The sequence below is a fragment of the Marininema mesophilum genome, from assembly GCF_900106775.1.
Taxonomy (GTDB): Bacteria; Bacillota; Bacilli; order Thermoactinomycetales; family DSM-45169; genus Marininema; species Marininema mesophilum.
Window position 1 is genome coordinate 1 of the sequence record NZ_FNNQ01000001.1, and the last position, 13,423, is coordinate 13,423.

Annotated in this window: 11 protein-coding genes and 2 pseudogenes; 6 read left to right on the top strand and 7 right to left on the bottom strand. The window is 45.1% G+C overall.

The features are described from left to right. The 4 genes and pseudogenes from BLV90_RS00005 to BLV90_RS00020 form a co-directional block, all read right to left on the bottom strand. Window positions 1-479 (bottom strand): annotated as a pseudogene (locus tag BLV90_RS00005) (RNA-guided endonuclease TnpB family protein); the annotation flags it as partial. A 4-nt stretch (window positions 480-483) separates the two neighbouring features. Further along, window positions 484-669 (bottom strand): annotated as a pseudogene (locus BLV90_RS00010) (transposase); the annotation flags it as partial. A 269-nt stretch (window positions 670-938) separates the two neighbouring features. Then, the gene (locus BLV90_RS00015) at window positions 939-1,844 is read right to left on the bottom strand and encodes a TIGR01777 family oxidoreductase (protein WP_091734437.1); all 906 of its coding nucleotides are present in this window, start codon (window positions 1,842-1,844) and stop codon (window positions 939-941) included. A 142-nt stretch (window positions 1,845-1,986) separates the two neighbouring features. Beyond that, complete coding sequence (locus BLV90_RS00020; protein WP_177167810.1) at window positions 1,987-2,406, bottom strand: acyl-CoA thioesterase; 420 nt, start codon at window positions 2,404-2,406, stop codon at window positions 1,987-1,989. 142 nt (window positions 2,407-2,548) lie between these two features. On the opposite strand from BLV90_RS00020, the gene BLV90_RS00025 reads away from it, so the two are divergent. Then, the gene (locus tag BLV90_RS00025) at window positions 2,549-4,156 is read left to right on the top strand and encodes an alkaline phosphatase family protein (protein WP_091734441.1); all 1,608 of its coding nucleotides are present in this window, start codon (window positions 2,549-2,551) and stop codon (window positions 4,154-4,156) included. Between the two features lie 158 nt (window positions 4,157-4,314). Further along, entirely contained in the window at window positions 4,315-5,553 is a 1,239-nt protein-coding gene (locus BLV90_RS00030; protein WP_091734443.1) for an MFS transporter, read from the top strand. A 112-nt stretch (window positions 5,554-5,665) separates the two neighbouring features. Here the strand turns inward: BLV90_RS00030 and BLV90_RS16055 are convergent, their stop codons facing one another. Next, window positions 5,666-5,962 carry a hypothetical protein gene (locus tag BLV90_RS16055; RefSeq protein ID WP_177167811.1) on the bottom strand — a complete coding sequence of 99 codons (297 nt, stop codon included), beginning with the start codon at window positions 5,960-5,962 and terminating at the stop codon, window positions 5,666-5,668. Between the two features lie 227 nt (window positions 5,963-6,189). On the opposite strand from BLV90_RS16055, the gene BLV90_RS00040 reads away from it, so the two are divergent. The 4 genes from BLV90_RS00040 to BLV90_RS00055 all read left to right on the top strand — a co-directional run bounded on the left by BLV90_RS00040 (window position 6,190) and on the right by BLV90_RS00055 (window position 11,983). Continuing rightward, a complete protein-coding gene (locus BLV90_RS00040; RefSeq protein ID WP_091734445.1) occupies window positions 6,190-7,707 on the top strand; it encodes a helix-turn-helix domain-containing protein in 1,518 nt (505 codons plus the stop codon). 126 nt (window positions 7,708-7,833) lie between these two features. Then, a complete protein-coding gene (gene hutU, locus BLV90_RS00045; protein ID WP_245726197.1) occupies window positions 7,834-9,513 on the top strand; it encodes a urocanate hydratase in 1,680 nt (559 codons plus the stop codon). Window positions 9,514-9,605: 92 nt separating this feature from the next. Continuing rightward, entirely contained in the window at window positions 9,606-10,886 is a 1,281-nt protein-coding gene (gene hutI / locus BLV90_RS00050; RefSeq protein WP_091735369.1) for an imidazolonepropionase, read from the top strand. A gap of 98 nt (window positions 10,887-10,984) precedes the next feature. Next, window positions 10,985-11,983, top strand: a complete 999-nt coding sequence (locus tag BLV90_RS00055) for an agmatinase family protein (protein WP_091734449.1) — start codon at window positions 10,985-10,987, stop codon at window positions 11,981-11,983. Between the two features lie 89 nt (window positions 11,984-12,072). Here BLV90_RS00055 and BLV90_RS00060 read toward each other — a convergent pair whose 3' ends face one another. Further along, window positions 12,073-12,756 carry an aminoglycoside phosphotransferase family protein gene (locus BLV90_RS00060; protein ID WP_177167812.1) on the bottom strand — a complete coding sequence of 228 codons (684 nt, stop codon included), beginning with the start codon at window positions 12,754-12,756 and terminating at the stop codon, window positions 12,073-12,075. A 74-nt stretch (window positions 12,757-12,830) separates the two neighbouring features. Next, complete coding sequence (locus BLV90_RS16060) at window positions 12,831-13,001, bottom strand: hypothetical protein (RefSeq protein ID WP_177167813.1); 171 nt, start codon at window positions 12,999-13,001, stop codon at window positions 12,831-12,833. Window positions 13,002-13,423 lie beyond the last annotated feature (422 nt).

The window sequence follows — 13,423 nt, forward strand, 5'->3', positions numbered from 1 at the left end:
GATTCCACATGCCACGTGATGGGGATCGCAAGATACCATTTCTTTTTCTTTTTATATAGTTTTCCTGCTCCTTGTTTTACGGTTCCATCGATGATCTTGTTGAGCCACGCGACTTGGAACGGTTTTGTTACCACTGGAACGCCGATACGTTTTTCAAGCGTGGGAAAAGAGACGGTATAGAGTTCCTTCTTTTCTACTTTCAAGTTTTGATTGTTGAAGCAACACCATCTTTTGCGAAAAGCTTTCGCATGTTGATTCTTCTTTTGAGACTTTACTTCACGAATGGTTTGATTGACAACAGCCGATGGAAATGATTGATCTGAAAATTCCTTAAAGATCGTGCTGGATGCCTTATTGACCTCTGGGTGCAAAAGAAGCCAGTTAGCAAACGCCGTGTTCATCTCTGTCATTCGTTGATACATCTGCTGTTTCGGTTGAGTGGGTTTATGCAGTTCTAAACGCAGTGTGATCGTAGGCATATGTTCACCCCCTTGTTTTCTGGGCTTCGACATAACGGTTAATCGTATCACTCGATACAGTTCCTGCTGTGCTAACAAAGAAAGAACGTGTCCAAAGGCTTTGCAGATGCACCAAATGGTTAAATTCTTGTCTTAATTGTCTTGAAGTCACTCCTTTCACTCTTGCCATCATATCGGATGGAGAATCAGTTTCTTGTTCCATAGTTAAATTATATCAGGCATCAATCGCACAGCTACATTCAAACAAAAAAATAAAGGCAAAAAATTGATGCTCTAAGCATCCCCATAAGGGGATACCGAGCAACGCCGCCTATCATCCCACGATTGAAACCGTGGGCTTTCAGTCGGCAAACATCTGTAAAAACCCACTGTGTTAGACAATGGGTTTAGTTGAACTCTTTTCCACTTTTCACAGCTCCATTGTCTTCGTGAATAATTTTCCGCAACGGTCTGGTGACCCTAAGTTAACTCCCGTAATGTCTCCACCAAATCCGTATGTTTAAAGTGAAACCCTTCATCTAAAAAGCGACGAGGGATACAATTGCGTCCTGTGAGGGCCAAGCTTGGATCTGCTCGCATAATTAAAACAGCACCCAATCGCACAAATGGAGCCGGTGCGGGTGGTGACCACCCTTTACCTATCGCAGTTCGTAGAGTCTTCATAAATGTATGATTCGTTACAGGATTAGGACCAGTAGCGTTATAGATACCCTCTTTTTCATTGGTAAGCACTTCACGGAACATCGCATTAAGATCATCGATATGAAGCCAGCTAATATACTGCTTTCCAGAACCAATCGTCCCTCCTAATCCGTATTTCGCTAATTTTTGTAAGGGTTCAAGAGCTCCACCGTCCCTTCCGAGCACAAATCCGATCCGCAAAAGGCTCTGACGCGTCTCAGATAGGTTTTCGGTAAAAAAAGCTTCCTCCCATCGCTGACAAACTTCTACAGAAAAGTTATCTCCGTGGGGGGCATCCTCGTCGCATACCTCACGGGTATCACCAAAGATCGCCAGAGAACCCGTTTGCACAAAAACTTCTGGTGGCTCATTACACTCCCGTATCACCTGATGAAGAACCCGCACGGAATCAATGCGGGAGGAGAGGATCTCTTTGCGATTCTTTTTAGTATAAAGACAGTTCACACTTCTCCCAGTGAAATTGATTACTCCATCGGCACCATTTATTTCTTCCTTCCAATCTCCCAACGTCTTCCCATCCCAGTAGACATAGGAGATCCCGTCTTCAAAACGGTTGGCACCCCGGGTCAAAACAGTAACTTCATGGCCTCGAGAAACCAAGTCCCTTGCTAAGCTTGCCCCTAAAAAGCCAGACCCACCTGGAAGAATGTATCTACGCCCCATAACCATACCTCCTTGATTATTATCATAACAGATAGAAGAAGGAGACTTATAGTCTGTTGCATCAAGCTAAGTTATAGAAGTAAATATAAGATCTGAGTAGGCATTCGCTTAAAAAGATAAAGTGAAAATTTTAAGTAATTTTTCATACTTTTTGTTTTTTGCTTTCTAAAGCCTCAAACATGGCACTAAACTCTTCGGGAATTGGTGCTGATTTACGTTTGATTGCATCAATAAATACATAAGTAATTTCCGCTTCACAGGCAAGGTTTCCTGCACGATCATACATCCGTTGTGTGAGTACTGCGCTTTTTCCACCCAGCCGTGTCGGCTCTGAGAATATTCGTATTTTCTCATCGATCAACAATTCCTTACGATAGTGAATGCTGACATGGACGACGACAGGCATAAGTTGACGGCGTTTCATCTCTTCCATAGTAAAACCGAGTTCCTTCATCCAATCAAACCGTGCCCACTCTAGATATTCTAGGTATTTCGCATGGTTTACATGTCCAATCATATCCACATCCGTAGAACGAGCAATCACTTCAAATTGATGTTTCAAGAGCCTTCCCTCCTCATTTATTTTCAGTATAGCATAAAGTGAATGAATAACCATTCATTTTATGTGGTTTTCTTTGTATAAATCACTTTGAAAAAAGCCACCATTTAAGTATATGAACTTATTTTAAAGGTGGAACCCATTTATGAAATGGCTATGGCTGATCCTCTTGATCCTTGTAATCCTATGGGTCATTTATCGGATAAAACCGCGTCAGCATGAAACGGATCTTAATCGCATTCAACCACTAAAGGGGCAAAAACCGATCATCTGGCTGATGACGGATTCCATCATGACCCACTCCATCAATAAAGGAATCGATAGTAAAACCCTACCTGCGCTATCTTTTCTTATCCAGCATGGTCAGTTTCATCGTGAACTGGTTAGCTCCTATCCTACCATGTCGGTCACGATTGACAGCACGCTGATCACAGGTACTTACCCGGATCAACACCATGTCCCAGGGTTGATTTGGTATGATTCCAGAGAAAAAAGAATTGTTAATTATGGTACCGCCTTCGAGGAAGCTGTGCGCAATGGCCCCAATCAAGCGTTAGAGGATGCTGTCATCCACCTGAACAAGGATCATCTCAATCCTCATCTAGAAACCTTATTTGATACTATCCATCAACGGGGTTTTGAAGCAGGTGCCGTCAATGCCATGATCTACCGTGGCCCCTTTTCACATACCCTAACCTTTCCTCCTTTACTATCCGGTCCCACCTCACTACCTGAACGCCTTAACGTTAAGGGACCTGATTTCTTCACCTTTGGTACGTTCTCTAACCCTCTCCAGGATAAAGTGGAGCTGCCCGAGGGGATTACCGACGACTTTGGCTTCAGTGATGCTTATCCAGTAGCTGTCATACGTTGGCTGATCCAAAACAATCGACTCCCCCATTTAACCCTGGCCTATCTATCGGATATCGACAGTTCCTTACATAAAAAAGGGCCTTCCGATATGAAAGGACTCGAACAGTTCGATAAGGAATTAGGCGAGATGATGGATGCCTTTGGTTCATGGAAAAATGCAATAACAAACGCAGTTTGGGTCATTTGTGGAGATAGTGGTCATACTGGAATTCACCCGGCTGAGAATAATCCAATCATCCCGTTAGACCAACTTCTCGTCAATTACCAAATGCTTTCTCCAGGAAGCACAGCCACCCCTGATACAGAAATCGTGCTCTGCGTAAATGAACGCTCTGCCTTTGTTTACGTCCTTCAAGAGGATATCCATATGGAGGAGATCGCCAATCTACTTCGTCAGGATACGCGCATTGACCTTATAACCTGGCTACAGGAGGATGATTGGATCCATGTGCTTCATACAGGCCGAAAAACCGAATGCTGGTTCCGACCGGCCAAAGAGTGGACGGATTCCTACGATCAGAAGTGGGAGTTTAAAGGAGATTTTGCAGCGCTAGACATCACCGCGGACACAGAGGCAAAAACACTTCAATTTGGCGCTTACCCTGACGCACTCGCTCGCCTTCAGGCTTCCCTTCACTCCCATCCCGCTCGTTTTATGATTGTCGAAGCCAAGACCGGATACGAACTATCCGGAGAACACTCTCCTCATCACAAGGGAGGCGGCGCCCATGGCTCCCTTCACCATATCGATTCCCACTTTCCTCTTATCGTTACGGGTACAGAGATATCGCCAAAGCGCTTGCGCATGGTGGATTTAAAAGAATTTATTATCGATATGATGGAGCATGAACGAAGTCAAAAGGCACATCCACATCACTGATCAAACCCTTTTTCAGGTGACCATTAGGGCAATGGTCACCTTTTCTTATTCCTTGCCAAAGATCGATAACTCTCCCTCTTCGTTTTTTCCTATGTTACAATGAAATTTAAATATACTAAAAATAAACTAATCTATCATATGAGGAGAATTTATTATCATTGAAATCAAATACTAAAACCCTCTGGAATCGAAACTTTACTTTATTATGGTTAGGAAGTGCTCAATCTCGTGTAGGAACGGCACTGTATATCGTCGCTTTAACTTATTTAGTATTAGACCTTACTGGGAATGCCAAATATACAGCGATAACATTGGCGGTAGCGGCTATTCCTTATCTTTTTAGCCCATTAGCTGGTGCATTGGTAGACCGGTTGGATATGAAAAAATACCTTGTAGTTGGTGATATTCTTCGCGGGGTAGGAATGCTAGTGATCTGCCTCTTAGGTTGGTATGATCATCTCTCGATAACGGTCATCTATGGTGTGTCGTTTTCTTTAGGAGTCGTTGGAGTCATCTACGCTCCTGCATTTGGCTCCCTCCTCCCTCGTCTCGTTCCCAAAACAGAGGTGGGTAGGGCTAATGCTCTCAATAATATGAATGCCGAAATTGCTATCCTTTTTGGCTTTGCTGTGGGTGGCATTTTCGTGGCGTGGCTAGGGACGTTAACAGCTATCTTCATCAACAGTCTATCTTTTTTTATCATGTCGATCTTCCTCGGGATGATCCACTTCCCAATACGTGAGCAAAAAACGAAGAATAACACTGGAATCTGGATCGATATTCGACAAGGGTTTACCTACTTACTCTCATCAAAGATGCTCCTCATGGTCCCCATTATCTTCGGATTGACAAAGATAGCTTACACTCCTCTAGAAGCCTTAATGCCTTTAAAGATGAAGCAACTTGAGGCTGGCTCAAAGGAGTTCGGGATCTTTTTCGCCTTAATTACTGTAGGTTCTCTACTGATCAGCACCTATGTGTCGAAATACGGAAAAAGTCTAAATCCAACACGGTATACAACCTTTGGTCTCTTTATCATGGGATTGGCTATCTATGGAACAGCGATCTCCTCTACTATTATCATTGTATACATAAGTGCCATCTGCTTTGGTGTTGGTTCCTCTCTTGTAGGGATTAGCAACATGACCTATGTACAAACAGAGGTAGATGATGAGTATCGAGGTCGCGTGTTTGGAAGCTTTGGTGTAATTGAGCAGGCGGGTTTGCCAGCCTCTCTAGCGTTAATCGGTATTCTGATCGAAGCTGTGAATTTGGAGACAATCCTCTATGCACTGGCTGGCCTATTATTTGTGACTTTAGTGATATGGAATATTATGAGTAGGAAAGCAACAGAGGAATCTCGTACGATTAACCAAGCCGCCACCAAAAATGAATAATGAGAGAAATATTAGTTCACTCTTCCTCCACAAAAACAGCAAACAATTAACTCCTAACCATACTAAACAACAACTCCTAAGTTAAGGAGTTGTTGTTTTAATTTTCCTGCATTTAACCATTGATTTTATGTTTAGTCGATTTTGCTTTCTTTTTCTGGCGTCGGTTCGAAATATCTTGATGAATATTTTTGGTACCACTGTACAGCCCTGTCGCGGATAGCCCCATCGCTAATCCGACCACGACTCCTTGTACCCACTCTTCAGGAGATACAATGAATACACCCGCTACTAATCCTATCCCAACGGATAATAACGCTGACCATTTAACTGGCAGGCCCCACATTTTAGCCAGCTCTACCATACCCATAATCAGAGGTACTAAAGCAACTCCGAACACGTGATCATTCACGGAGCACACCTCCTATCAATCATATTTTATATATTACAATAATTATATGATGATGACTATGGATATAGAACCTATCTTACTATTCTACGGTATAAAATGGACGATTTGCCAATAGTATTCGCCTTCATCTTTGCACTCTACTATCTCCTAAACCTTCCACAGGAGATCAAACCCAGTGATGTCGAATTTCTTATCTAATAAACTTTCATAAAAGGAGAACATTCTCCATGACCAAACTTCTAATCGCCGACAGGGACAATAAAGAGCGTACTGGTCTTGAGTGGCTTGCCCGATCCCATCCCCTTCCCTTTGAGAAGATATTACTTGCGGAAAATCCTCCGCAGTTGCTACTTACATTGGAACAACAAACCCCGGATATTGTTTGCCTAGAGTTAGATGGTATCCCCCCAGAGCACTGGGAGGAGGTAAAACAGGCGATCAAGCGCTTTTCTAAAGCCGTGATTGCTATCACAGCTGAAGCTACCTTCGAACGAGCGGAACAAGCGATCAGTTTAGGAGCTACCGATTTATGGACAAAGCCCCTTGATCCTACTCGAATCCCACGGGTGCTAGGTCGGCTCTGTCGTGAACTGACGTTAAACTCTACAGGTGATCCCTTGTCACTCATATCGGCTACTACAAGCTATCCATCTCTTTTTTTAGATTTAGATACTGAAACTCGCGGAGGAGAACATCTCCTGTTTCTCATTCAACCTGAGAAAATTGAACGGCTACCCACACTGATCTCTTATTTAGAGCAACATCCTTTTCATCAGCCACCACAAATTCTCCCCTTGGATGATGCCGTGGCTTGTCTTTTTCCCAATCGGCCCGATACCACAGAGTCTCTTTTACGCCAGCAAGGATATCGTCTTTTAGACACCTGGAGTGAACATACAGGGGATGGCCTTACCGTCGTGATTCATTTCCCCGACCCTTCCCTCTCTCTTCGTCAGCAGTATCTAACCGCTCGAAAAGCTCTCCAGTGGCGATTTTATCGAGGTACCCGACAAGTCATTCCCCTCACAGCCCCCGTTCGCTGGCAACCCCTCGATCCCTTTCTCACTCCGGAGGAGCAACAGGAGTGGATTCATATGTTAGAGCGCGGCGACCGTGAGGCCCTTGGGGATTGGATGCATCAGGAATTTCTACGCATTGATCCACCCTTCCCTGATCCAAGTCTTCTTCGTACTCGTCTCACCAGTCTCCTTGCCCAAATTCGGCGTTATATGCAAGGAAGGGAGTTGGATAAACAGCCTGTATTGGAAGAGCGCTATCATCGGATTTTTGACTCAATTTTGCATGGGCCTGTGCTATATCGAATTGTACAGGATCTACTCCTCTTCATTGAGGCCCTCTTTGAATCTGTAGCAGAGGAGAAACACATAGCCACAGACCCAGCAAGACAGGCCCTTCAATTTATCCATGATCATTACGCAGACCCTAGGTTAAATCTGGAGACAATTGCCCAGCATGTCCACCGGAATGCCTCTTACCTTAGTCACCTATTATCTCGTACCCACGGGAAGCCTTTTCGCGAATTGCTGGCGGAAATCCGACTCAAGCAAGCTCGGCGACTTTTAGAGGATACAAACCTACCGATCACAGAAGTAGCTACCCAAACGGGATTTTGTAACGCGAATTACTTTAGCCGTTTGTTTAAACAACGGACTACCACATCCCCTCGCGCCTACCGTGATCAAAAGAGAGGGAAGAAAGATAAAACAAGGACACTTTCTGTATAAGAATTTGTCCTTGTTTCTCGTTCATCGCCAAAATGAGTGCAAATCCCTGCTAAAAATCTTCTATGGTGGATGATGTTTCCTTCCTATACTCAAAGGGAGAACTTATTTTCGAGGAGGATGAAGAGTGTGACGGAGAAACAGGCAACCAAGCGCGTCATACGCGCGAAGCGTGGTACTGAGCTACAGGCAAAGGGCTGGGTACAAGAAGCCGCCCTGCGGATGCTGATGAACAACCTAGATCCTGAGGTAGCAGAACGGCCAGAAGACCTTGTCGTATATGGCGGTATCGGAAAAGCAGCTCGCAATTGGGAATCCTTCGATGCCATCGTCAACACCCTGATCAACCTCGAAGAAGATGAGACCATGCTCGTTCAATCCGGTAAACCGGTGGCTGTTTTTAAAACCCATAGTGATGCCCCCCGGGTCCTAATCGCAAACTCCAACCTCGTCCCTGCCTGGGCGAACTGGGATCACTTCCATGAGTTAGATCAAAAAGGCCTTATGATGTATGGCCAAATGACTGCTGGAAGCTGGATCTACATTGGTAGCCAGGGGATCGTGCAGGGCACCTATGAAACCTTCGCTGAATGCGCCCGCCAACACTTTGGAGGCACCTTAAAAGGCACCCTTACGGTTACCGCAGGGCTTGGTGGAATGGGTGGTGCACAACCCCTCGCGGTTACCTTAAATGGCGGTGTCGTTATCGCGATCGAAGTGGATCGGGTGCGTATCCAGCGTCGTCTCGATACCCGTTACCTCGATCAGATGGTGGAGAGCCTCGAAGAAGCGATCACCCTTGCTGAAGAAGCAAAACAAGCTGGGAAAGCACTCTCCATCGGTCTCCTCGGCAATGCGGCGGAGATCCTCCCCCAAATGGTAGCCCAGGGCTTCATCCCTGATATCGTTACCGACCAAACCTCTGCCCACGATCCCCTTAATGGCTATCTTCCTGTGGGGATGACTCTCTCCGAAGGAGCAGAACTCCGGCAAAGAGATGCGACTAACCTTGTAGCTAAAGCGAAGCAGTCGATGGCGATTCATGTTCAAAGCATCCTGGATATGAAGGAGATGGGTGCTATCGCCTTCGATTATGGGAACAACATTCGCCAGGTTGCCAAGGACGAGGGCATAGAGCGTGCCTTTGATTTCCCTGGTTTTGTACCTGCTTACATCCGTCCTCAATTTTGCGAAGGCAAAGGTCCCTTCCGCTGGGTTGCTCTGTCGGGGGATCCAGAGGATATCTATAAAACAGACGAAGTGATCCTCCGGGAATTTGCGGACAACAAAGCCCTCTGCCACTGGATCCGCATGGCACAGGAGAAAATCGCCTTCCAAGGTCTTCCCTCCCGTATCTGCTGGCTCGGCTATGGCGAGCGTGCCCGCTTTGGACAGATCATCAATGACATGGTAGCTAAGGGTGAACTAAAAGCCCCGATTGTCATCGGACGGGATCACCTCGACTCTGGTTCGGTAGCTTCGCCTAACCGTGAAACCGAAGGCATGAAGGATGGTAGTGATGCGGTAGCTGACTGGCCAATTCTAAACGCCCTCGTCAACGCAGTCGGTGGAGCAAGCTGGATCTCAGTTCATCATGGGGGCGGCGTTGGAATGGGCTACTCCCTCCACGCAGGCATGGTGATCGTCGCAGATGGTACCGAAGCTGCCGCCAAGCGTTTGGAGCGTGTCCTAACCAGCGATCCAGGAATGGGTGTTGCCCGTCACGTGGATGCTGGCTATGAAAAAGCGGTAGAAACTGCCCAAGAGCGCGGTGTACACATCCCGATGCTAAAGGATAACGAATCCTGATATCTTGGACGTATAGAGAATCAGTAGTTTGATCACGGATCAGTTTGGCGAACCCCTTGACCAACTTATTTGGAGGAGATTCTATGAACACCATGTCCACACACTCCCCCCTCTTTCTCCGCCATGCTACTCAGCTTGTCACCCTAGCGGGTAGCTCCAAGGCACCCTTAACAGGAAATGCTATGGAAGACTTAAAGATTATCGAAGATGGTAGCGTTTGGATCGAAGATGGACGTATCCAAGCTGTGGGCACCGATGCAGAACTTCTCACCCAATACCAGGATCGTCTCGCAGAGGCGAAGGAGATCGACGCAACCGGTCGCCTAGTAACACCTGGCCTCGTTGATCCTCACACCCACCTTGTCCATGCAGGCAGCCGGGAAAATGAATTTGAAAAACGTCTCCAGGGCGCTACGTACATGGAGATTATGGCCGCAGGCGGAGGCATTCACTCTACCACCCGTGCTACTAAGGAAGCGGATCATGAACAGCTTCTCACCGAAAGTCGCCGTCGTCTGGATGCATTCCTGCTCCAGGGAGTGACTACCGTAGAAGCGAAAAGCGGCTATGGACTTGAGTGGGAACATGAAAAGAAACAGTTAGAAGTGGCCCAGGAGTTAAACCGTACCCATGTGATCGATATCGTCTCTACCTTTATGGGTGCCCATGCTGTTCCCAGCAAGTACCGTGATCGTCCCGACGATTTTGTCGACCTCGTGGTTAATGAAATGATTCCAAAAGTGGCACGCCTGGGATTAGCCGAATTTAACGATGTCTTCTGTGAGCGCGGTGTCTTCACTCCCGAGCAATCCCGCCGCATATTAGAAGTTGGGAAAAAACACGGGCTTGCCCCTAAAATTCACGCAGATGAGATCGAACCCTACGCTGGTGCAGAGTTGGCCGCAGAAGTAGGCGCTGTCTCCGCGGATCATCTCCTCCGCGCCTCAAAGGAAGGCATTCGCGCGATGGCTGAGGCAGGCACGGTCGCTGTCCTTCTCCCCGGAACCGCCTTCTTCCTCATGGCCGATTCTGCGGATGCCCGTGCAATGATCGATGCGGGAGTCGCAGTCGCACTTTCCACCGACTGCAATCCAGGCTCCTCCCCTACGGTTTCATTACCCCTTATCATGAATCTAGGTTGCCTTAAAATGGGGATGACTCCAGCAGAAGCCCTCACCGCAACGACGATCAATGCCGCCCATGCCATCCGGCGTGGACATGAAGTCGGTAGCCTGGAAAAAGGTAAGAAAGCGGATCTCGTACTTTATGATGTATCCGACTACCGGAGCTTACAGTATGCCTATGGGGTCAACCATGCACGCACAGTCATCAAGACTGGTCAAGTGGTTGTCCGTGATGGTTTGCGGGTGTAAACGCTACCTACTAATGGCAGAGGAGGTGGAAAACCTGCATCACTCGTTTTCACCTCCTTTCTATTTAAAGTTATCGACTCTATCAAGGAGGTTCCCCCATGAAAACTTTCCCCTACCCCATGCTCAATCCGCCACCTTTTCGCTGGCATCGGGATGAAAAAGTTACTGAACCAAAGGTACATGAATGGATTCATCCTTTAAATATTGATGGCACATCCCCCTTTGCAGACGATATCGATGTGGCTATTCTGGGTGTACCCTTGTCTCGCTCCTCAATCAGTTCCTCGGCAGCAAGTGAAACCCCGGACGCTTTCCGGCGGGCATGGCGTTCCTTTAACCCTTATCATCTGGAGGAGGAAATAGACCTAACCCCTCTTCGTGTAGCGGACTTTGGTGATGTACGCCAACATGTCACAGATATTTCCCAGTGTCACAGCAACATCCGTGAAGCAATGGCATCCTTTAGAAAACACCTACCACAAACACTTCCGATCACCATCGGGGGAGATCATTCGATCACCGCGATGCTCGTTCAGGGGTGGAAGGAAGCTCACCCGTCGGAGCGAATCGGACTCTTGCAACTAGACACCCACTATGACCTCCGCCCTCTCGAGGAGTTTGGGCCTGCCAATGGTACCCCCATTCGTAATTTGATCGAAAGTGGTACCCTAAGAGGATCTGATGTCTGGAACATCGGGTTACATGGTTTCTTTAACTCCCGATCCTTGAAAAAGTATGCTGATCAGGTAGGAGTTAATGGTATTACGTTGAAAGAAGCACGTAAAAAAGGGGTCCCAGCAACCATTCGTCACGCCCTCTCTCAATTAGAGAAGGAGGTAGACACGATTTACCTCACCCTGGATATGGATGTCCTTGATCTCTCCTCTGCCCCAGGCACCCCAGCGGGCATGCCTGGCGGGATGCGAACAGAGGAGCTCTTGGAAGCCATGCTGATCGCAGGCAATCATCCCAAGGTAAAAGCGATGGACATCGTCTGCCTCGATCCTCGGAAGGATGTAGGATCGGTTACCGTGTTTACTGCGGTCTATGCGATGTTGAACTTTTTAGTGGGGGTTATAAAACGAGGAGCAGCCTAGGCCGCTCCTCGTTTTTACATCCTATTGCAGAATAGACATTGAATCATCTGTTTCTCCGATATAAATGATATCACATATAAATCTACCTTCTATATTTTATACCAACTAGGCTTAATACTTTTGAAGGAATTATGATCATCTATTACAGTATATATTTTATTCAACATACAATCTACTTCCTCGGGTATAAATTTTAAAGACCAGACAACTGATGAAAACAAACACATCGCTAAATAGAGAGAATATAGAATCCAAAACGATTCTGGAGGCTCAGTTTTATCGTGATACCCTAGGATTTGACCAATACAAAAAGAAATGCTTTTTTGTCTACTAAACATCCCAATTTTGATAAATTCATGAACAGGGTCTCCCCAATCATGTGAATTAAAATCGATTATACCAGCTAATTTTCCATTTTTAACAATGATATTTCCTATATGGAAGTCATCGTGTTGAAATAAATTTGGGCGCCCCTTCATAAATTTTATATTTTCTTCAATAAACGATAAGATTACTTTATCTTGATGAAACCTAATACTTGTAGCTAAATATTGATCTACATATTTTTTGTGCTTCTCTAACTTTCGATTAAACCATGGCTCTATATTATTAGGTGCCCTATATTGATGAATTCTTTTCAATTCTTTCCCTGATTCTAAACCAATTTGAAATTGTTCAGATTCAGAAAGGTATGTTAGTTCATTTTCCACACTATCTCCTTCAATATATGATACGATCATATATCCTTTTCCTTCTTTATCAACCTTTTTCAATTCAATTGCTCGTGGGCAATTTACATTATATTGATTAACTTTCGAAGTGCATTAAATTCATATTTTTTACGATTTTATTCTATTAAATTAAATAGTTGCATGATAACCTTCGTTCCATCTTCATTCTCAATCAGGAACTTATCATCTCCAGATAACCCTCCTTTCAATTCTTTAATATGATAATTTTTCGTTATAGAATTAGATTGTTTAAGTAAAAATGAAAAATCCTTACTATCCAGATTCATTTCAACCACTCACCTTAGCCTTTCTAAAACACTTCGTCTCACGTTGAAAAAGATCCTTCTGTGAATGAATCTTTAATAACATTTTCTTATCTCCAACTGTTACACGATAAACATCTACTCCAAAACGCTTCACAATCGACTCTATTGAGTCGAATGAAAGGTCTTTTTTCAATCTGACTTCATCTAACTAAACACTTACCCCCTTTTCTTTTTACTATACATATCTGATTTAATTTAACTGAAAAGATTTGCTCTTGATAATCATAATAATATATTTCCTTCCCTAAATTAATTAGTTGTCACACATAGTATTTACGCTATATTTACTCTTTAAAGTAGCATCTTTCTTAGTATTTAATTATTCCTATTAACAAAGTATATGCGTTAACTAATTTGACTTCCTAAATAATTCTTGCTACCTT

Bases quoted from the DNA above. Each gene is read 5' to 3' on its own strand.
- BLV90_RS00015 (WP_091734437.1), bottom strand. From the start codon at position 1,844: ATGGGGCGTAGATACATTCTTCCAGGTGGGTCTGGCTTTTTAGGGGCA.
- BLV90_RS00025 (WP_091734441.1), top strand. From the start codon at position 2,549: ATGAAATGGCTATGGCTGATCCTCTTGATCCTTGTAATCCTATGGGTC.
- BLV90_RS00040 (WP_091734445.1), top strand. From the start codon at position 6,190: ATGACCAAACTTCTAATCGCCGACAGGGACAATAAAGAGCGTACTGGT.
- hutI (WP_091735369.1), top strand. From the start codon at position 9,606: ATGTCCACACACTCCCCCCTCTTTCTCCGCCATGCTACTCAGCTTGTC.
- BLV90_RS00055 (WP_091734449.1), top strand. From the start codon at position 10,985: ATGAAAACTTTCCCCTACCCCATGCTCAATCCGCCACCTTTTCGCTGG.
- BLV90_RS16060 (WP_177167813.1), bottom strand. From the start codon at position 13,001: ATGAATCTGGATAGTAAGGATTTTTCATTTTTACTTAAACAATCTAAT.